Source organism: Buttiauxella agrestis ATCC 33320 (assembly GCF_000735355.1).
Lineage (GTDB): Bacteria > Pseudomonadota > Gammaproteobacteria > Enterobacterales > Enterobacteriaceae > Buttiauxella > Buttiauxella agrestis.
This window is the reverse complement of sequence record NZ_JMPI01000004.1, coordinates 1-19,794: the sequence shown is the minus strand read 5'-3', so window position 1 is coordinate 19,794 and position 19,794 is coordinate 1. Positions and strand designations below refer to the sequence as shown.

Sequence of the window (19,794 nt, the reverse complement as noted above, 5' to 3'; positions counted from 1 at the left end):
AGAGGGTTAGGGTGAGGGTGGTTTCAGATGAAAAGCTGTTGAGGAACACCCCATGGATGTAATTAAAAAGAGCCACTGGTGGCAAAGCGATGTGCTGAAGTGGTCAGTCATCGGCCTGTTAGGATTGCTGGTTGGTTATCTTGTCGTATTAATGTACGCCCAGGGGGAGTACCTGTTTGCCATTATGACGCTGATTTTAAGCTCACTTGGCTTATATATTTACGCTAACCGCAAGGCTTATGCCTGGCGTTATGTTTACCCCGGTCTTGCCGGCATGGGGCTGTTCGTCCTGTTCCCGCTGGTCTGTACCATCGCCATCGCCTTCACTAACTACAGCAGCACCAACCAGCTGACGCAGGAACGTGCACAAGAAGTGCTGATGGACCGCCAGTATCAGGCGGGAAAAACCTTTAACTTCGGCCTGTACCCGGCGGGTGATGAGTGGCAACTGTCACTTACCGACGGCGAATCCGGCAAGAATTACCTCTCCGATACCTTTAAATTTGGTGGCGAACAGCACCTGAAATTGAAAGAAGCGGATGCGCTGCCAGAAGGTGAAAAAGCCAATCTGCGCGTGATTACGCAAAACCGTGCGGCACTGACCCAAATCACAGCTGAAATGCCTGATGAAAGCACGCTGACCATGAGTTCCCTGCGTCAGTTCTCCGGCACTCGCCCTTTGTATACTGTGGCTGATAACGGGGAGATGACAAACAACCAAAGCGGCGTGAAGTATCGTCCAAACAATAAAATTGGTTTCTACCAGTCAGTTAACGCCGACGGTAACTGGGGCAACGAACAGTTAAGCCCAGGCTACACCGTGACTATCGGCTGGAAGAACTTCCTGCGCGTGTTCCACGATGAAGGCATCCAGAAACCATTTATGGCGATTTTCGTCTGGACGGTGATCTTCTCCATCCTGACGGTGATTCTGACCGTAGCCGTCGGCATGATTCTGGCCTGCGTCGTACAGTGGGAATCCCTGAAGGGCAAAGCGATTTATCGCGTGATGTTGATTCTGCCCTACGCGGTGCCTTCGTTTATTTCTATCCTGATTTTCAAAGGCTTGTTCAACCAAAGCTTTGGTGAAATCAACATGATGTTGAGCTCACTGTTTGGTATCAAACCCGCCTGGTTTAGCGACCCGACCACCGCGCGTTCAATGATTATTATCGTGAATACCTGGCTCGGTTATCCATACATGATGATTCTGTGCATGGGCTTGTTGAAAGCAATTCCTGACGACTTATACGAAGCCTCGGCAATGGACGGCGCAGGCCCATTCCAGAACTTCTTTAAAATCACGCTGCCGCTGCTGATTAAGCCGCTGACGCCGCTGATGATTGCCAGTTTTGCCTTTAACTTTAACAACTTCGTGCTGATTCAACTGTTAACCAACGGCGGCCCGGATAGACTTGGTACCACCACGCCTGCGGGTTACACGGACTTGCTGGTGAGCTACACCTACCGCATCGCCTTTGAAGGTGGCGGCGGCCAGGACTTTGGTTTAGCTGCGGCTATCGCCACGCTTATCTTCATCCTGGTTGGCGCATTAGCGATTGTTAACCTGAAAGCCACCCGCATGAAGTTTGATTAAGGAGCAACACACATGGCTATGGTTCAACCCAAATCTCAAAAGCTGCGTCTGTTTACCACGCATCTGTTACTACTGATTTTTATTGCGGCAATTATGTTCCCGCTGCTGATGGTCATTGCGATTTCACTGCGTCCGGGTAACTTCGCCACCGGCAGCCTGATCCCGGATCAAATTTCCTGGGAGCACTGGAAATTAGCCCTGGGTTTCAGCGTGCAACATGCGGATGGTAGCGTAACGCCACCGCCGTTCCCGGTGCTGTTGTGGTTGTGGAACTCGATCAAAATCGCGGCGATTACCGCGCTGGGTATCGTGACACTTTCAACGACGTGTGCTTACGCTTTTGCCCGTATGCGTTTCCCTGGCAAAGCGACGCTGCTGAAAGGGATGCTGATTTTCCAGATGTTCCCAGCGGTGCTGTCACTGGTGGCGTTGTATGCCTTGTTTGACCGCCTCGGCCAGTACATTCCGTTTATCGGCCTGAACACTCACGGAGGGGTGATCTTCGCCTATCTTGGCGGTATCGCGCTGCATGTCTGGACGATTAAGGGTTATTTCGAAACGATTGATAACTCGCTGGAAGAAGCGGCAGCACTGGATGGTGCAACTCCATGGCAAGCCTTCCGCCTGGTGCTTTTACCGCTCTCTGTACCGATTCTGGCGGTAGTATTTATTTTGTCGTTCATTGCCGCGATTACCGAAGTCCCGGTCGCATCGTTGCTGCTGCGCGATGTGAACAGCTACACCCTGGCGGTCGGTATGCAGCAATACCTCAATCCACAGAACTATTTGTGGGGCGACTTTGCCGCAGCCGCTGTGCTTTCAGCCATTCCGATTACTGTCGTGTTCTTACTGGCGCAACGCTGGCTGGTGAGCGGCCTGACGGCTGGCGGGGTGAAAGGTTAAGATTTCCTGTTGTTCTTGCTCTACCTGATGTAAAGCCACTGTACCCCTCATTTGACTTTGTATTTTCTTCGGCGGCCTGCGGGCCGCCTTTTTTATTCTCGTTTTAAGCGACTGCTATTACACAACCACAGCGTAATCACCAGCAGCAAAATCGCCCCGGAATAAATCAGCACATCCAGCGGTTGTTTATGATCGATGATAATTAGACGCACAATGGCGGTAATACCGATGTAGATAAAGTAGCGCAGCGGGAAGTGATATCCCGACTGAAAATACTTAACAATCAGCGCAATAAATTCGAAATACAGGAAGTAAACGACCAGCCCTTCGATAAACAGATATTTACTGGCCTGTTCGCTGGGTGCGAAGAGCACATTAGCCAGGTGCAGCGTTTCTTTGCCAAGAAAGATGATGAGAATCAGGCCAAGAGTGAGTAGAGCCAGATTAAGGACCGTTTGCATAACGGTAGCGATTAACTCGACGCGGGCGATAGATGTCATAAAACACCTCGAGGGTTAGGATACCGAGGAGTTGTTATACGTTGAAAGTGTGATCTGGATCTAGATTTTTTACTTATATACGCAAAGTGCCCAAGGCAACAATCTATGGCAGGATTTGATAAGTAATAATTGAGAGGATGCTGATTTTTACTGAGGTTGCGGGCAGTTTGCTTTACACTGGTAGCCACTTCTTAAGAGGCCGCAACAATGTCCACATCAAGACTGACACAACAAGATATGACCGAAGCCGAGCAACGCGAATTAAAAACACGCCTTGATCGCTCCCGCATCGCCCATGGCCGCCCTCTGACAAACTCAGAAATTAACCACGTTAAAAAAACTTATATCGACCAACTGATAGCAGAACGTGAATTGGCGGCCAAAAAAGTCCGCCAGATTAAAAAACAGAAAGCGTTAAAACCGGATACGTCTGCAACCTATTCCTGGTCTGCAAACAGCCACTCTCGTGGGAAACGCTAATTTAGCGTCCCTTTTTCTTGCGTCCTGGCTGAGCGAAGCGTTTACGTGAAGCAAGCTCCGCCGGGGTTTTAGCGCTGCTCTTCGGCCCACTCACGGCAGGCTTTTTAACAGCAACTGCCTTAGGTTTTGCTTTTGCCTTAGCGGCTGGCTTCGCTTCGGAAGAAGAGTTTTCAATCAACTTAAATAACTCAATCAATTCATCGTCGGTTAAATCACGCCATTCACCCAACGGCAGCCCTTTCATGCTGACATTCATGATGCGGGTACGCTCAAGCTTCGTCACGTCATAACCAAAGTGTTCGCACATCCGGCGAATCTGACGGTTAAGCCCCTGCACCAGCGTGATACGAAACACAAATGGAGCTTCTTTCTTCACTTTGCATTTCCTGGTGACGGTTCCCAGCATCGGAACGCCCGCCCCCATGCCGCGAATGAACTCGTCAGTGACCGGTTTGTTGACCGTAACAACATATTCTTTTTCGTGGTCGTTCCCGGCCCGCAGGATTTTATTCACCAGATCGCCATGATTGGTGAGGAAAATCAGCCCTTGAGAATCTTTATCCAGACGCCCAATCGGGAAAACGCGTTTGCTGTGGTTAACGAAATCGACAATGTTATCTTTCTCACCGTCTTCGGTTGTACTCACGATGCCCACAGGCTTGTTCAGCGCAATCAGCACCAAATCGTCTTCATCACGGGGTTCAATGAGCTGGCCATTAACCTTCACCACATCTCCGGCAAATACCTGATCGCCAATCGCGGCGCGTTTACCGTTAATAAAAACATTTCCCTGTTCGATGTAACGGTCGGCGTCACGGCGCGAGCAGATGCCGCTCTCGCTAATGTATTTGTTCAGACGTATAGATGAGTTAGGCAGCATGGTTCCTCCGTAAAACCCGGAATATACCTTACCTGAGGGGCGATGCGAACAGGCAGAGCGCAGATTGTCTGATTATCTCGGCATGTCTCGCATAACGGAAATGTAAGTTGCGGCGTGCTTTCCAGATTGATAACGACTCAGTTGTAACGCGCCTGCGTAAACGAATAGGTTCGGGTTCCTGGCCACTATTCATTACGTATTTTATAAACTACAATGACGATAAAAACCCTGAAACAAACGGATGCGTTTCGCTTGTGGGAAGCGAGTCTTAAAGATCGAAGAATAAAAACGATCATTGGCACTCGCCTATTGCGTTTGAAAGATGGTTTGCCCGGAGATGTACGACCTGTTGGTGGCGGCCTAAGCGAATTAAGAATTCATTATGGTCCAGGCTATCGCATATATTTCCAGCAACGTGATGAAGTTATTATTCTGCTGCTATGCGGTGGCAATAAAAGTACACAATCACGAGACATACGGCTGGCACAAATGCTAGCCAGAGCCATGATAGAGGGCGAGGATGAAGAAGATTAAAGTAACGGATTATGATCCCGCAGCAGCCTTAGTAGATGACGAAGAAATTGCCTTTTTCATGGCCGACGCACTAGAAACAGGCGATGCAGCATTCATAGCCCAGGCACTGGGCGTTGTGGCGCGGGCAAAAGGGATGACATCCGTTGCTACTGAGACGGGCTTGTCTCGCGAGCAGTTGTATCGTTCATTCAGTGAAGAAGGGAATCCTACGCTCAAAAGCACTCTGGCAGTGATGAAAGCGCTGGGGATTGAATTGACGATTAAGTCCCCACGCTCCTGACAAAAAAGGCAACAAACTCGAAGATCATTGCCCGCAAAGGGGGTTATTTGGCAGGCGTCGCCGCCATCACTGCTAATTTCTTCTGAATATCTTTATCCAGATTATTCACCCAGTGATTATAAGAACGGTGTATTTCGCCATCGGATGCCAACAAATTCACACTGCTGACATAGTTAATTGAGTAGTTTCTTTCGCTGTAGTTAATGCGAACTGTCACGCTGTGCTTGCGGATATTTTGCGTCGCATTAATGACTCCTGGGCCTGCCACGGACATGATCCAGTCTCGCCCTTGCCCGGCATTGATAATCGCGTTTTTAACCTGCTCTGCGGTTACGTGCTGAGTGATAATGGTCTGCGGCGTGCGCACTGGCTCGGTTCGTTCGAGTGCTGCACACCCTGCTAGCGCTGCAACGCAAAGCACACTGGCAAGTATCTGTTTTAGCCTCATCATTAAATTCCTTTTTTATAAAAATTAACGTCCCGATTATAAACAGATAGCCACGTCAGAATAATTAGTATTCATCTCTTTCGTCATCATCAGGTTGCTCAAGAACACTGTAAGCAACGGCACAAAATAGTGAGTTCAGGCGCTTCATATCTCCGAGCAAACCGAGGTGCAGCGAGCTGGTTTCGATACTTTGCACGTTTTGCTGATGCAGGCGATCCACGTGCGCATGTGAGAAGCGGCGATTCAGAATGCGGAAGCGATGTTTATTACGGCGCAAACGGCGAGCGCTGTTCACGTCTGCGGAGAAAAATACCGACAGGCTGAGTTTCAGGTTGCTGGTTAATTGCTGGAGCAGAATATCCAGCTCTTTCAGGCCGTCTGGCGAGAATGCCCGACGAGTGGCCAGCGATTTATCCGCCACTTCGCTCCCCATACGTTCCAGAATATCCGCTGCCTGCTCAAGGTTGAGCGACATTTCAATAATTTCAGCCCAGCGACGGGATTCGACTTCCGCCAGTTCCTCTTTTTGCATTTGCGCCATATACAGTTTGATTGCGGTATAGAGCACATCGACATCATCGGCGAGCTTACGCAGTTCCTTCTCCTGGCGCGGCTCCCCGTGCATCACTTTGCTCCAGGTTTCCAGCATTTGCTCAAGAACATCGCCCATCCGCAGGGTTTCACGTGCTGCGTTGGAAAGCCCGAGCGCTGGTGTATCCAGAGCGGTGACATCAAGATGTTTTGGCTTCATCCGCGCATCAACTTCTGGTACTTCGCTGATTACACTCCGGCAAAAACGCGCCATCGCACCCGCAAATGGCACCATCGCCAGGCAGCGAATCAGGTTGTAGAACACGTGGAAATAGATAACCAGTTCAGATTCCGGTTGCGAGAGTTTTTGCATCGCGTCTGCAAGAATATGAATAAACGGCAGCACAATCACGCCGCCCACCAGCTTGAATAACAAACTTCCGAGCGCAACACGACGAGCAGCCGCATTGGCGGTACTGTTATTGATCATCGCCAACAAGCCAGAACCAAGGTTGGCACCAATCACCAGGCACAGTGCGACATCAAACGAGATAATACCGGCGGATGTCAGCGTGGCGGTCAGCAACACAGCGGCAAGGCTGGAATAACTGATGATGGCGAACATCGCGCCAATCAGCGCATCAAGCATGATATCGCCCGTCAGCGAGGCGAAAATGACCTGCACACCGGAGGCCTGGGTTATCGGCGTTACAGCGGCAACAATCAGCTCCAGCGCCAGTAAAATAAGCCCAAGGCCAATGCCTACACGGCCAAGTTGCCCGGCGCGAGTTTGTTTGCGACTGAGGAAGAATATAACGCCGATGAAGATGAGTAGCGGCGAGAGCCACGAGAGATCAAAGGTCAGGATTCGCGCCATCAGCGCAGTACCGACATCGGCCCCCAGCACAATCACCAGCGCAGGGGTAAGCGCCACCAGATCCTGTGCCACAAAAGAGGTGACCAACATGGTGGTGGCGTTGCTGCTTTGCACCAGCGCGGTAACACCAATCCCGGCACAAAAGGCGAACGGTTTTTTTTCAACACTGCGGCTGAGTACGCTACGGAGATTTGCACCGTAAACGCGCATGATTCCGGTACGCACAATGTGCGTACCCCATACCAATAGCGCCACCGCAGAAAGTAGATGCAGTAATGTCAGCACACTTTCTCCTGGAAATGATAAGACGAGAAATTCCTTCTCTTTCCAGTATATAACGCCTGGTGAGAATTAAACGTTTCGGGATGTAAACCACCCTCCCCCTGGCCCTCTCCCTGAGGGAGAGGGAATAAAGCGGGAAGCTCCTCTCCACGAGGGAGGGGGCATAAACGGTGTACTCCTTCTCCTGGGGGAGAAGGTTGGGATGAGGGCGTGTGAATGTTAGTCCGCGTCGTAGCCCAGGTTTGGTGCTAACCAACGTTCAACATCAGTGACTGACATCCCTTTGCGACGCGCGTAGTCTTCCACCTGGTCGCGCTGAATCTGCGCAACGGCGTAATATTTGCTGTCAGGGTGGCTGAAATACCAGCCGGAAACGGATGCGCCGGGCCACATGGCGTAGGATTCAGTGAGTTTCATGCCCACGACATTTTCTACGTCGAGCAGCTCCCAGATGGTCGCTTTCTCAGTGTGTTCCGGGCAGGCTGGATAACCTGGCGCCGGGCGAATCCCCTGGTAGTTTTCGCGGATAAGCTCTTCGTTGCTGAGGTTTTCCGTTGGCGCATAGCCCCAGTAAACTTTACGCACGCGTTCATGTAGATACTCGGCAAAGGCTTCCGCCAGGCGGTCAGACAGCGCTTTCACCATGATTTTGTTGTAATCATCATGCTGTGCTTCATAGCCTTCCGCTAACGTGTCTTCTTCCATGCCGCCGGTGACGGCAAAGGCACCGATATAATCCGCTTTGCCACTGTGTTTTGGCGCGACGAAATCGGCAAGGCAGTAGTTGGCGAAACCGACTTTCTCGGTTTGCTGGCGCAGATGGTGCGCGACAGTTTTCACCTGAGTACGGGATTCATCGCGATAAATTTCGATGTCGTCGTCCACACGGTTTGCCGGGAACAACCCGACAACGCCACGCGGCGTCAGCAATTTTTCTGCATGAAGTTTGTCGAGCATGTCGTTCGCGTCTTTGAACAAACGCTGCGCTTCTTCGCCGACCACTTCATCTTCCAGGATGCGCGGATATTTCCCGGCCAGCGACCAGGTCATGAAGAATGGCGTCCAGTCGATGTAATTACGCAGCGTTTCGATGCTGGCAGTCACTTCCTGTACACCTGGGCGATGGGGAACCGGAGGCGTGTAGCTTGTCCAGTCGAAGGCCAGATCGTTTTCACGCGCGGCGGCAAGTGACACTGGCGGCGTGCGTGGTTTTTTACGCGCATGCTGAGTACGCACCGTGACGTATTCTTTGCGCGTGCGTTCTACAAAATCGTCGTGCTGAGTCGGAGAAAGTAGCGCTGAAACCACACCGACGGTACGCGAGGCATTTTGCACGTAAACCGTTGGGCCGCTGTAGTTCTGCTCGATTTTCACCGCCGTATGCGCTTTAGAAGTCGTCGCCCCGCCAATCAGCAGCGGCAGCGTAAAGCCCTGGCGCTCCATCTCTTTGGCAACGTTAACCATTTCGTCCAGCGACGGCGTAATCAGGCCAGACAGACCGATAATATCGGCCCCCACTTCACGGGCGGTTTTCAGGATCTTCTCGGTTGGCACCATCACGCCAAGGTCGATGATTTCGTAGTTATTACATTGCAGCACTACGCCGACGATGTTTTTGCCGATGTCGTGAACATCGCCTTTCACCGTCGCCAGCACGATTTTACCGTTGGTGGAGCCTTTTTCTTTGCTGGCTTCAATGTACGGTTCGAGGTACGCCACGGCTTGTTTCATTACGCGGGCTGATTTCACCACCTGCGGCAGGAACATTTTCCCTTCGCCGAACAAGTCGCCGACCACGTTCATGCCATCCATCAGCGGGCCTTCAATAACCTGAATCGGGCGTTCAGCCTGCTGACGGGCTTCTTCTGTATCGAGTTCAATAAACTCGGTGATGCCTTTAACCAGCGAGTATTCAAGACGCTTTTTCACATCCCAACTGCGCCATTCGGCTTGTTGAGCGTTCGCGCCATCGTCACTTTTACTGCCGCGATATTTTTCAGCCAAATCCAACAAGCGTTCGGTGCTGTCATCACGACGGTTCAGAATCACGTCTTCAACGGCATTACGCAGTTCTTCAGAGAGATCGTCGTAAATCGCCAGTTGTCCGGCGTTCACAATCCCCATGTCCATACCATTGCGAATGGCGTAATAGAGGAACACAGCGTGAATCGCTTCGCGTACCGGGTCGTTACCACGGAAAGAGAACGACACGTTCGATACACCGCCGGAAATCATCGCATGCGGCAGTTCGCGTTTGATGTCTTCACAGGCGCCGATAAAGTCCTGGGCGTAGTTGTTGTGTTCTTCAATACCCGTCGCGACGGCAAAAATATTCGGGTCAAAAATTATGTCTTCAGGTGGGAAGCCAACTTCTTCGGTCAGAATTTTGTAGGCGCGACGGCAAATTTCGATTTTGCGCTCGCGGGTGTCGGCCTGACCGACTTCGTCAAACGCCATTACCACCATCGCGGCACCGTAGCGGCGCACCAGTTTTGCGTGGTGGATAAACGGCTCGATCCCCTCTTTCATGGAAATCGAGTTCACGATGCCTTTGCCCTGAATGCATTTCAGGCCTTTTTCGATGACATCCCATTTCGAGGAGTCAATCATGATTGGCACGCGGGCGATGTCTGGCTCACCGGCAATCAGGTTGAGGAAACGCACCATCGCCGCTTCGGCGTCGAGCATCCCTTCATCCATGTTGATGTCGATGATTTGCGCGCCGCTTTCTACCTGCTGGAGAGCCACTTCCAACGCTTCGTTATATTTATCTTCTTTGATCAGCCGCTTAAATTTGGCAGAACCCGTGACGTTAGTACGTTCACCGACGTTAACAAACAGGCTTTCTGCGGTGATGTTTAGCGGTTCAAGCCCTGCTAAACGACAGGCGACTGGCAGGTCAGGCAGTTTACGCGGCGCAACACCTTCAACGGCTTTGCTCATCGCGGCGATATGTTCCGGCGTGGTGCCACAGCAACCACCGATGATATTCAGGAACCCGGCCTGCGCCCATTCGCCAATTTGTTTTGCCATTTCTCTGGCATCCAAATCGTATTCACCGAAAGCATTCGGCAGCCCGGCGTTCGGGTGCGCGGTAACGTAACATTCGGCAATGCGCGAAAGTTCTGCCACGTACTGGCGCAATTCATCTGGCCCCAGTGCGCAGTTCAGGCCGAAAGTCAGCGCGTCCGCGTGGCGCAATGAGTTATAGAACGCTTCGGTCGTTTGCCCGGAAAGCGTACGGCCAGAGGCATCGGTAATGGTGCCGGAAATCATGATCGGGAGATCAACGCCCAGTGCTTCAAATTCAGTTTTCACGGCAAAAATCGCCGCTTTGGCGTTCAGGGTATCGAACACCGTTTCAATCATTATCAGGTCAGAGCCACCTTCCACCAGCGCACGAGTGGATTCGCGATACGCTTCCACCAGTTGATCAAAGGTCACGTTACGGAATGCGGGATCGTTAACGTCTGGAGAAATAGACGCGGTACGGTTGGTTGGGCCTAATACACCGGCTACGTAGCGTGGTTTTTCTGGTGTGCGTGCGGTCCATTCATCGGCGCAGGCGCGGGCTAACTTCGCCGCTTCGTAGTTTATTTCTGCCGACAGGGATTCCATTTGGTAATCCGCCATCGCGATGGTCGTTGAGTTGAAGGTGTTGGTTTCGACGATGTCGGCACCGGCTTCAAAGTAGGCGTAGTGAATAGCGGCAATCGTTTCCGGTTTGCTCAGCACCAGCAAGTCGTTGTTCCCTTTCAGGTCACACGGCCAGTCAGCAAAGCGCTCACCCCGGAAATCGCTCTCATCAAGACGGTAGCTCTGAATCATGGTTCCCATGCCACCATCCAGTACCAAAATGCGTTGTTGCAACTGCTGATGCAGTTTTTCTACTTTGTTGCTCAACTCAGATTCCTCGCGCGTATTGTGTGCTTCATCCACATATCGTTTTTGTTGTGGGATGTAATTTCATCCTACCACAGGTGCCTTCGAGGTCTGCTTGAGAGTTTTTCAGGGTGAACAGAAATACAATAAATCGTGTTTGAGCCATTCCAAAGACGCCGAATGATATATACATATTTTCAATTACACTAAACTATACAAACTATTTATATAACAATTCGATTTTATTTCGGACACTATCAGTGTCTCTTTTATGAGCGAAATCAACTTCGCCTCAATCGAAGGGAATAACATCTTTTCTTTTATAACGAGAATAGAAAAGATGTCTTACTCACCTGATGAACTCTTCGCTTCCTTATCTAATGCAAAGGAATATACCTTCACTTCGCCCTTATTACCTGGAGAGTATTTTTCGACTGAACCTGATACTCCACTGCCTCCATTTTCAGCACCTATTATTGATGATGAGAGCGGCATTTGTCTTGGTTACGCACGTAAGCACGGAGGTGGCCTTTATGATATTTTTGATGCAGAAGGCAAACTTGTTACTTACCATGAGCTCCCCTTAGAATCGTCACTCATTGATCCTATCGATATTTTATTCTTGGGAGCTTTGTTATATAAAGGCGTTCGCCAGGGTTTTCACACTTTCGAAGCGCTAACAGAACGTAGGATCGCTGTTAAATTCTCATCAGTATTTACCGAACAAATTATCGGCATGCTTCGTGGACGGCTAAAGGTTGGCTTATCTGCAAAAATGTTAAAGTTCACACCTACCCCAGCCCGTCATATGAGTGAAGCGGGCAGGTATGTTCCCGTTTATATTCTTGAAAAGGCGATACGTTATGGTAAAAGATTGCCTGATATAAAAGGGAACTCCGTGCGAATCCTGAAACGCTATGAAATAAAAATTCGCCGATCGTGGTATAATGACACGGATAAGATATTTGAAAACAAAGACTACACTTTAGAAGTCATTGTCGACGAAAGAACATGGACAATAACTCACTTTGCCTATAAATCTTGAGGTAAACATGCTGAAAATAGTTAATAGTGTTATTGAATTGGAAATAACACCTTTTGAAAAAATAACCAACACTCCAGAATTTGGTTTTTATCATAAATTGTTGAATATGTATGTCGAATTCAAATCAAAAGGAATTCATCTTGCAACAACATGGGAGTGCTATCTTGGAGAACTAGAGGAATTTCAACATAACCTTTGTCATTTACGAGAAAATAACTCCACCGATGAAGTAACTTTTAGCCCAATGGAAGGAATGATTACATTGATTGTTGGAAAAAATATCATACCTTTTGAAACATATTATTTGAAGTTCAAATTATCAACCGAAGCTCATGCTGATATTTTTATCGAAGGTAGTACCGGCTTAGATCAGACTTACATTCAGGAAATTATCCAGGGAGTGCACGAACTTATCGTTTACTAGTTCACCTGACTGCTCCGATGAGTCTGATGCTGGTTGCATTATCGCCAAATAAAACGAAAATGATTTCCACGATACGAAAACAGGAGTCAGTTATGGTTGCTGCCGTTCCCGCCAAACGTGGAAAAAAACCACGCGCTGCCACAGTGGCTGCACCTCAGCCAACCGGGCAAGTTCAGTCACTTACGCGTGGCCTGAAACTGCTTGAATGGATTGCCGAATCGCATGGTAGCGTTGCGCTCACCGAGCTGGCACAACAGGCTGGTTTACCGAACTCCACCACCCACCGACTGCTCACTACCATGCAGCAACTCGGATTTGTTCGCCAGATTGGCGATCTCGGCCACTGGACGATTGGCGCACATGCGTTTGTCGTCGGCAGTAGCTTCTTACAAAGCCGCAACCTGCTCGCCATTGTTCACCCGATCCTGCGCAAGCTAATGGAAGATTCCGGCGAAACCGTGAATCTTGCGGTGCTCGACCATAGCGATCACCAGGCGATTATCATTGACCAGGTACAATGCGCGCAGCTGATGCGTATGTCAGCGCCGATTGGCGGCAAGCTACCGATGCACGCTTCAGGTGCCGGGAAGGTGTTTCTGGCAAATCTGAGTGACGATCAGGTCGCGACTTTACTGCATCGCAAAGGGCTGCACAGTTACACGCCTGCAACGCTCACTTCTCCGCTACATCTGAAAGAAGATTTGGCGCAGACTCGCAAGCGCGGTTACTCATTTGATGATGAAGAACATGCGCTGGGGCTGCGTTGTGTGGCGGCGTGTATTTATGACGAGCACCATGAAGCGTTCGCCGCGATTTCGATTTCCGGCCCAATTTCACGCGTGACAGATGACCGCGTTACTGAGTTGGGCGCGTTAGTGATCAAAGCGGCGAAAGAGATTACTCAGGCTTACGGCGGCGGGCGCTAACCCGCCTGCTTTAAATCGCCAAAACGAGAGCAAAAACGCTGCCGTTTGCGGTAGGCAAAAACATCCTCCACATGCCCGTTGCGGATTCTCTCCTGCAACGCGCGCCAGTAATCAGCACGGAATAAGTCGCCGTGCATTTCATCGAATATCAGGCGAATACGCGGGTCGGCGCATAAATAGTGGCGAAACTCCTCCGGGAAAACATCGCATGGCGCCACGCTGTACCACGGTTCGGCTGAGAGTTCGTCCTCCGGGTAACGCGGCGGAGGAACGTTACGGAAATTCACTTCGGTCATATAGCAAATTTCATCGTAATCGTAGAACACCACGCGCCCGTGACGGGTGACGCCAAAGTTTTTAAATAGCATGTCGCCGGGGAAAATATTCGCCGCCGCAAGCTGGCGGATAGCGTTGCCATATTCTTCAACGGCATCGCGTAATTGCTGGCCTTCCACCTGTTCCAGCCACAGATTCAGCGGCACCATTCTGCGTTCAATATACAGATGGCTAATGGCAATACTGTCGCCAAGATCGGTGAGTTTTTCAGGCACTTCCAGCTTTAACAGGTCGAGCAGCGGCTGGCTTATCTGATGTTTAGACAGCACAAAATTTTCAAACTCCTGGGTATCAGCCATACGCCCGACACGATCGTGTTCCTTCACCAGTTGATAGCATTCGCGAACGCGCTCGGCAGTGACTTCTTTTTGCGGGGCAAACTTATCTTTAATCACCTTGAAAACCCGGTCAAAACCAGGAAGTGTAAATACCAGCATCACCATGCCGCGAATACCCGGCGCTTCAATAAACTGCTCATCAGTGGCTGAGATATACGTCAGATATTCACGATAACTTTCTGTTTTACCGTGTTTTTGACAACCAATCGCCATGTACAGCTCAGCTGTGGTTTTTCCGGGCAAGAGTTCACGCAACCATTCGACTAATGCCGCAGGTTGCGGGGCGTAAACCATGAAATAGGAGCGGGCAAAACCAAAAACGATGCTGGCTTCAGCGCTGCTGGTTAAGCAGGTATCTACCACTAAATGTCCGTCATCGGTGCGATGTATCGGCAACAAAAAAGGCACCTTGCCCGTCGGAAGAACCAGCTTCCCGACCAGCCAGGCGGCTTTATTTCGATAAAATAATTCGTTGGCAATTTCGAGAGATGCCTGCTGCAAAGCCTCATTACCAAAGGTTTCAGTCAGATGCGCAATGATGTAACCGGCGTCGCGGGCTAGATCTTGCCACGGCAGGCGCAAAGGCAAATCCCGTAGTACTGAGCGCAAAAGCGGCTGCCAGCCTAAAGCTGGGGTAAAGGTTTTTGACAGCGGACGAGGAATAGCGCGAAAGCGCGTTTCGTCCTGAGAGCTGAAAATAAAAAGCCGCTCTGGAGATAACGAGCGGTGATCGAAGAGCCGACAATAAACTGAATTGAAAAAGCTTTCGGCAATTTCAAAGCGAGGGTAATCGGGCAATAACTGGGTGTACTGCGCTTTGACACGCAATAAAAATTCGTCGTCCGTATGCTGGCCATCGGTAATGCAGCGCAATTGTTCGACCACCAGACCGACGTGATGATCGTAGAGATGGATACGGCTTTTCATCGCCCGCTGTACCGCGTGCCAGTCGGCTTGTTCGAAGCGCTGCTGCGCTCCGGAGGTGACTTCAAGAAAGCGGCCATACTGCGCGTCAAAACCTTGCAGGATGGTGTGGGCGATTAACAATTCCAGCCGTCGCGTCATAGGTTTCTCCGTCGCGAATTTCCCCTCACCCTGGCCCTCTCCCTGAGGGAGAGGGGACTGATCGAGTTTTTCTCCTTCTCCCTCAGGGAGAAGGTTGGGATGAGGATTGTTTTAGAACTGCTCTTCTTCCGTTGAACCCGTTAATGCAGTCACTGAAGAAGCACCACCCTGAATAATCGTCGTCACACGGTCGAAGTAACCGGTGCCCACTTCCTGTTGATGGGAAACGAAGGTGTAGCCTTCAGGTGCTGCGGCAAATTCTGGCTGCTGCACTTTTTCCACGTAATGGCGCATCCCTTCACCCTGCGCGTAAGCGTGCGCCAGATCGAACATGTTGAACCACATGCTGTGAATGCCAGCGAGCGTAATGAATTGATATTTGTAGCCCATTGCTGACAGCTCTTCCTGGAATGAAGCAATGGTTTTGTCGTCGAGGTTTTTCTTCCAGTTAAACGATGGCGAGCAGTTGTAGGCCAACAGTTTGCCAGGGAAGCGAGCATGGATGGCATCAGCAAAGCGACGCGCCTGTTCAAGGTCAGGTTTGGACGTTTCGCACCACACCAAATCGGCATATGGCGCGTAAGCCAGGCCACGGCTGATAGCCTGCTCAATGCCAGCACGAGTACGGTAGAAACCTTCTTGCGTGCGCTCGCCCGTTACAAATTCGCGGTCGTATTCGTCGCAATCCGAGGTGATTAAATCCGCAGCATCGGCATCGGTTCGGGCAATGACCAGTGTTGGAACACCCATCACGTCCGCAGCCAGGCGGGCAGCGACAAGTTTCTGAATGGCTTCCTGAGTCGGCACCAGCACCTTGCCGCCCATGTGTCCGCATTTCTTCACGGATGCCAGTTGGTCTTCAAAGTGTACGGCTGCTGCACCGGCCTGAATCATCGATTTCATCAGCTCAAATGCGTTCAGTACGCCTCCAAAACCGGCTTCCGCATCTGCTACGATCGGCAGGTAGTAATCGACATAGCGCGGATCACCTTCCTCAATGTTGGATGCCCATTGGATCTGATCGGCGCGGCGGAATGTGTTGTTGATCCGATCGACCACCGCAGGCACTGAGTTTGCCGGATATAACGATTGATCCGGGTACATGCTGGATGCGAGGTTGGCATCTGCCGCCACCTGCCAGCCAGACAGATAAATGGCTTCGATGCCCGCTTTCGCTTGTTGCAACGCTTGCCCGCCAGTTAACGCGCCAAGGCTGTTGATGTAGCCCTTTTTCGATTCACCATGCAGCAAGCGCCACATTCTGGCCGCGCCATTTTGCGCTAGCGTACATTCCGGGTTCACAGAACCACGCAATTTCACGACCTCTTCCGCGCTGTATGGGCGCTTGATACCGTCCCAGCGAGCTTGCGTCCAGTCTTCTTGTAATTGTTGAATTTGTTGGTTGCGTGAGGTTTTCATAGCAGATGCTCCATATTTTTTTATGTCGTAGGGTTTAAGCAAGCAGGCGGTAGCCCGGCAGCGTCAGGAAGTCGATTAACGTCTCGGAAGTGGTGATTTGCTCCATCAGGCGAGCCGCTTCATCAAAGCGCCCCTGGCTGAAACGCTTGTCACCGAGTTCTTCCTGAATAACGAACATTTCTTCGGCCAGCATCTTGCGGAACAGCGCCTTAGTGACCGTTTCGCCGTTACTCAACGTTTTTTGATGGTGAATCCACTGCCAGATAGAGGTACGGGAAATTTCTGCCGTCGCGGCATCTTCCATCAAGCCGTAAATCGGCACGCAACCATTGCCCGAAATCCATGCTTCGATGTATTGCACAGCAACGCGGATATTGGCACGCATGCCTGCTTCTGTGCGCTCACCTGGGCAAGGCTCCAGCAGTTGTGCCGCAGTAATCGGTGCATCTTCCTCACGTAAAACATGTAGCTGGTTTTTATTGTCACCCAGCGCTTTATCAAAAACTTCCACTACCGTGTCAGCAAGCCCTGGATGCGCAATCCAAGTGCCATCGTGGCCGTTGGTCGCTTCCATTTGCTTGTCTGTTTTAACTTTATTGAGCACCCATTCGTTGCGGGCACTTTCTTTACTCGGAATGAATGCCGCCATGCCGCCCATGGCAAAAGCCCCACGGCGATGACACGTTTTGATCAGCAGGCGTGAATAAGCGTTCAGGAAAGGCTTGTCCATGGTGACTGACTGACGATCTGGCAGAACGCGATCCGGATGGTTTTTTAACGTTTTGATGTAGCTGAAAATATAGTCCCAGCGACCACAGTTCAGCCCAACGATGTGATCGCGCAGTGCGTGCAGGATCTCATCCATCTGGAATACCGCAGGCAGCGTTTCAATCAACAGCGTCGCTTTGATGGTGCCGCGCGGAAGGGAGAAATGATCTTCGGTAAAACTGAATACTTCACTCCACCAGGCCGCTTCTTGCCAGGATTGGGTTTTAGGCAGGTAGAAATAGGGGCCGCTTCCTTTTGCCAGCAAAGCATCCACGTTGTGGAAGAAGTAGAGCGCAAAATCAAACAGGCTGCCAGGGATCGGCTCATTACGCCAGGTCACGTGTTTTTCCGGCAAGTGAAGACCACGGACGCGACAAACCAACACCGCTGGGTCTGGCTTCAACTGGTATATTTTGCCGGCTTCGTTGGTCCAGCTAATGGTGCCGTTGATGGCATCGCGCAGGTTGATTTGCCCATCGATAACTTTGCTCCAACTGGGTGCGAGCGAATCTTCAAAGTCAGCCATAAACACTTTGACGTTAGCATTCAGCGCGTTAATCACCATCTTGCGTTCGACCGGCCCTGTGATCTCGACCCGTCGATCCAGTAAATCGTTCGGCACTCCACGAATAGTCCATTCAGATTCTCGAATGGAACTTGTTTCCGAAATAAAACCTGGAAGTTTACCGCCGTCGATTTCTGCCTGCTGAACGGTGCGTGCCGCCAGCAGCTTATTACGTTGTGGGGTAAACCGGGTGACGAGTTCACTGAGAAACTCTACTGCATCGGGCGTCAGAACCTGCCGCTCTTGTTCACCAAACGGCTGGCTAAAGGCCAACTCTTCGCTAACTGTCTGTTGTGTCATTGGATTTATCCCCTCATCTCATCCCGTCGCTAAAACCGATTTTATCTGGTACGTCCAGTGCGGTGTTTTCACTCAACAGGTTTAAGACTACTTCATGATTTTCTAAAATCAAAAACTATTTCCATTTTTGAAATGAAAATCATTTATCACATTGATATATATGAGATTAAAATTTATTCATTTGGGGAATGTGTTTTTAGAAAACAAAAAAGGCACCCGAAGGTGCCTTGATCTCAGTGCTGATGGGATGCTGAAACGCTTAATCGAGCGTTGGGTTCATATGGCGCAGATCGAATGGCGTGATCTGGTAAACGTAGTAATTTAGCCAGTTTGTGAACAGTAAATTCCCATGGCTACGCCAGGTAGCATGCGGCTTTCTCTGCGGATCGTTATTCGGGAAGTAATTGTACGGCACATCTGGATTTAGGCCTGCTTCGACGTCACGGAAATATTCGCCTGACAGCGTGTGTGCATCATATTCCGGATGGCCCGTGACAAAAGCAATGCGTTTATCTTTACTGCCAAAAAGGTAAGCATCCCCTTCTTCTGACTCAGCCAGAACTTCGAGATCGGTATAGTCTCGAATCAAAGATGCCGGGAAATCTGCATAACGTGAATGTGGTGCCAGGAAGGAGTCATCAAAGCCGCGTGTTAACAGGGCGTGTGGATAAGTGAGATTGTGTTCATATACTCCAGAGAGCTTATCTTTACGCGTTTGCTTCGGAATCCCGTAGAGGATATTTAGCGCTGCCTGCACAGCCCAACACACAAATAGCGTTGAGGTAACGTGATCTTTTGCCCAGTGAATGACCTGTTCTATTTGCGGCCAATAAGCCACATCATTAAATTCCACCAGACCCAATGGCGCGCCGGTCACGATCAAGCCATCAAAATTTTCATCCTGTATATCTTCGAAATTACAGTAGAAGTTGTTGAGGTGTTCAGTCGGTGTATTACGGGATTCACGAGAATCAATGCGCAACAGCTGGACATCAACCTGTAGAGGAGAGTTAGAAAGCAGACGTAAAAACTGGTTCTCCGTCTCAATCTTTTTCGGCATCAGATTAAGTATGAGCACTTTTAGCGGACGGATTTCCTGATTGCTTGCGCGCGATGTTGTCATGACAAAAACATTCTCATCACGCAGGAAATTGACGGCTGGTAACTCATCCAGTACCCGAATTGGCATAACCTTTTATCCTCACAGCATACGTATAAACGTTTAGACATCCAGATAGCTGAAGATAACTCGCCGCCTGTCAAATGTCGAGTATTCATAAGATAGTTGAAAATGTTTCACTTAAGCACAGATTTTACGGGCAGTGGAATAGACTGGGTAATAGCTTGTTTTGCAGTGAATTATAAGGCTGAAGTTGACTTGCAGAGAGGGGATTATGAAGGGTGATCGCATAAA

17 protein-coding genes are annotated in these 19,794 nt (G+C 50.2%); 8 read left to right on the top strand and 9 right to left on the bottom strand.

Annotated features, from left to right (window positions below; genetic code table 11):
• Nucleotides 1–52: 52 nt before the first annotated feature.
• Nucleotides 53–1,597, top strand: a complete 1,545-nt coding sequence (gene malF / locus GBAG_RS00645) for a maltose ABC transporter permease MalF (protein WP_034492380.1) — start codon at nt 53–55, stop codon at nt 1,595–1,597.
• A gap of 12 nt (nt 1,598–1,609) precedes the next feature.
• A complete protein-coding gene (malG, locus tag GBAG_RS00640; RefSeq protein WP_034492378.1) occupies nt 1,610–2,500 on the top strand; it encodes a maltose ABC transporter permease MalG in 891 nt (296 codons plus the stop codon).
• A gap of 92 nt (nt 2,501–2,592) precedes the next feature.
• Here malG and psiE read toward each other — a convergent pair whose 3' ends face one another.
• Complete coding sequence (gene psiE / locus GBAG_RS00635; protein ID WP_034492374.1) at nt 2,593–3,000, bottom strand: phosphate-starvation-inducible protein PsiE; 408 nt, start codon at nt 2,998–3,000, stop codon at nt 2,593–2,595.
• A 207-nt stretch (nt 3,001–3,207) separates the two neighbouring features.
• Here psiE and GBAG_RS00630 point away from each other — a divergent pair, with 207 nt between their 5' ends.
• Nucleotides 3,208–3,480 (top strand): YjbD family protein, encoded by a 273-nt coding sequence (locus GBAG_RS00630; RefSeq protein ID WP_034492372.1) that lies wholly within the window; start codon nt 3,208–3,210, stop codon nt 3,478–3,480.
• A gap of 1 nt (nt 3,481) precedes the next feature.
• Here the strand turns inward: GBAG_RS00630 and rluF are convergent, their stop codons facing one another.
• Nucleotides 3,482–4,360 (bottom strand): 23S rRNA pseudouridine(2604) synthase RluF, encoded by an 879-nt coding sequence (rluF, locus tag GBAG_RS00625; RefSeq protein ID WP_034492369.1) that lies wholly within the window; start codon nt 4,358–4,360, stop codon nt 3,482–3,484.
• A gap of 219 nt (nt 4,361–4,579) precedes the next feature.
• On the opposite strand from rluF, the gene GBAG_RS00620 reads away from it, so the two are divergent.
• Both GBAG_RS00620 and GBAG_RS00615 read left to right on the top strand, forming a co-directional pair.
• Complete coding sequence (locus tag GBAG_RS00620) at nt 4,580–4,894, top strand: type II toxin-antitoxin system RelE/ParE family toxin (RefSeq protein ID WP_156104837.1); 315 nt, start codon at nt 4,580–4,582, stop codon at nt 4,892–4,894.
• Nucleotides 4,881–5,174 (top strand): addiction module antidote protein, encoded by a 294-nt coding sequence (locus GBAG_RS00615; RefSeq protein ID WP_034492363.1) that lies wholly within the window; start codon nt 4,881–4,883, stop codon nt 5,172–5,174. Before GBAG_RS00620 ends, GBAG_RS00615 begins: the two co-directional genes overlap by 14 nt.
• Nucleotides 5,175–5,217: 43 nt before the next feature.
• On the opposite strand, the gene GBAG_RS00610 is transcribed toward GBAG_RS00615, so the two are convergent.
• The 3 genes from GBAG_RS00610 to metH form a co-directional block, all read right to left on the bottom strand.
• Entirely contained in the window at nt 5,218–5,625 is a 408-nt protein-coding gene (locus GBAG_RS00610; protein WP_034492361.1) for a hypothetical protein, read from the bottom strand.
• A 61-nt stretch (nt 5,626–5,686) separates the two neighbouring features.
• On the bottom strand, nt 5,687–7,315 hold the full coding sequence (locus tag GBAG_RS00605; RefSeq protein ID WP_034492358.1) for a Na/Pi cotransporter family protein: 1,629 nt from the start codon (nt 7,313–7,315) through the stop codon (nt 5,687–5,689).
• 216 nt (nt 7,316–7,531) lie between these two features.
• Entirely contained in the window at nt 7,532–11,215 is a 3,684-nt protein-coding gene (gene metH / locus GBAG_RS00600; RefSeq protein ID WP_034492356.1) for a methionine synthase, read from the bottom strand.
• Between the two features lie 250 nt (nt 11,216–11,465).
• Here metH and GBAG_RS00595 point away from each other — a divergent pair, with 250 nt between their 5' ends.
• The 3 genes from GBAG_RS00595 to iclR all read left to right on the top strand — a co-directional run bounded on the left by GBAG_RS00595 (nt 11,466) and on the right by iclR (nt 13,589).
• Nucleotides 11,466–12,239: a hypothetical protein gene (locus GBAG_RS00595; RefSeq protein ID WP_051873604.1), complete on the top strand. Its 774-nt coding sequence runs from the start codon at nt 11,466–11,468 to the stop codon at nt 12,237–12,239.
• Between the two features lie 7 nt (nt 12,240–12,246).
• A complete protein-coding gene (locus tag GBAG_RS00590) occupies nt 12,247–12,663 on the top strand; it encodes a hypothetical protein (RefSeq protein WP_034492352.1) in 417 nt (138 codons plus the stop codon).
• 92 nt (nt 12,664–12,755) lie between these two features.
• Nucleotides 12,756–13,589, top strand: coding sequence for a glyoxylate bypass operon transcriptional repressor IclR (iclR, locus tag GBAG_RS00585; RefSeq protein ID WP_034492349.1), 834 nt, complete (start codon nt 12,756–12,758; stop codon nt 13,587–13,589).
• Here iclR and aceK read toward each other — a convergent pair.
• The 4 genes from aceK to metA form a co-directional block, all read right to left on the bottom strand.
• Complete coding sequence (aceK, locus tag GBAG_RS00580) at nt 13,586–15,328, bottom strand: bifunctional isocitrate dehydrogenase kinase/phosphatase (protein WP_034492348.1); 1,743 nt, start codon at nt 15,326–15,328, stop codon at nt 13,586–13,588. The two genes, iclR and aceK, sit on opposite strands and share 4 nt — an antisense overlap.
• Nucleotides 15,329–15,439: 111 nt before the next feature.
• Nucleotides 15,440–16,747, bottom strand: a complete 1,308-nt coding sequence (gene aceA / locus GBAG_RS00575) for an isocitrate lyase (RefSeq protein WP_034492345.1) — start codon at nt 16,745–16,747, stop codon at nt 15,440–15,442.
• Nucleotides 16,748–16,781: 34 nt separating this feature from the next.
• On the bottom strand, nt 16,782–18,380 hold the full coding sequence (gene aceB / locus GBAG_RS00570; protein ID WP_034492343.1) for a malate synthase A: 1,599 nt from the start codon (nt 18,378–18,380) through the stop codon (nt 16,782–16,784).
• Between the two features lie 259 nt (nt 18,381–18,639).
• Nucleotides 18,640–19,569: a homoserine O-acetyltransferase MetA gene (metA, locus tag GBAG_RS00565; protein WP_034492341.1), complete on the bottom strand. Its 930-nt coding sequence runs from the start codon at nt 19,567–19,569 to the stop codon at nt 18,640–18,642.
• Nucleotides 19,570–19,794: the final 225 nt, after the last annotated feature.

Excerpts from the sequence above, each read along its gene's own strand:
- malF (WP_034492380.1), top strand. The coding sequence starts at position 53 with ATGGATGTAATTAAAAAGAGCCACTGGTGGCAAAGCGATGTGCTGAAG.
- malG (WP_034492378.1), top strand. The coding sequence starts at position 1,610 with ATGGCTATGGTTCAACCCAAATCTCAAAAGCTGCGTCTGTTTACCACG.
- psiE (WP_034492374.1), bottom strand. The coding sequence starts at position 3,000 with ATGACATCTATCGCCCGCGTCGAGTTAATCGCTACCGTTATGCAAACG.
- GBAG_RS00630 (WP_034492372.1), top strand. The coding sequence starts at position 3,208 with ATGTCCACATCAAGACTGACACAACAAGATATGACCGAAGCCGAGCAA.
- rluF (WP_034492369.1), bottom strand. The coding sequence starts at position 4,360 with ATGCTGCCTAACTCATCTATACGTCTGAACAAATACATTAGCGAGAGC.
- GBAG_RS00615 (WP_034492363.1), top strand. The coding sequence starts at position 4,881 with ATGAAGAAGATTAAAGTAACGGATTATGATCCCGCAGCAGCCTTAGTA.
- GBAG_RS00610 (WP_034492361.1), bottom strand. The coding sequence starts at position 5,625 with ATGATGAGGCTAAAACAGATACTTGCCAGTGTGCTTTGCGTTGCAGCG.
- GBAG_RS00595 (WP_051873604.1), top strand. The coding sequence starts at position 11,466 with ATGAGCGAAATCAACTTCGCCTCAATCGAAGGGAATAACATCTTTTCT.
- GBAG_RS00590 (WP_034492352.1), top strand. The coding sequence starts at position 12,247 with ATGCTGAAAATAGTTAATAGTGTTATTGAATTGGAAATAACACCTTTT.
- iclR (WP_034492349.1), top strand. The coding sequence starts at position 12,756 with ATGGTTGCTGCCGTTCCCGCCAAACGTGGAAAAAAACCACGCGCTGCC.
- aceK (WP_034492348.1), bottom strand. The coding sequence starts at position 15,328 with ATGACGCGACGGCTGGAATTGTTAATCGCCCACACCATCCTGCAAGGT.
- aceA (WP_034492345.1), bottom strand. The coding sequence starts at position 16,747 with ATGAAAACCTCACGCAACCAACAAATTCAACAATTACAAGAAGACTGG.
- aceB (WP_034492343.1), bottom strand. The coding sequence starts at position 18,380 with ATGACACAACAGACAGTTAGCGAAGAGTTGGCCTTTAGCCAGCCGTTT.
- metA (WP_034492341.1), bottom strand. The coding sequence starts at position 19,569 with ATGCCAATTCGGGTACTGGATGAGTTACCAGCCGTCAATTTCCTGCGT.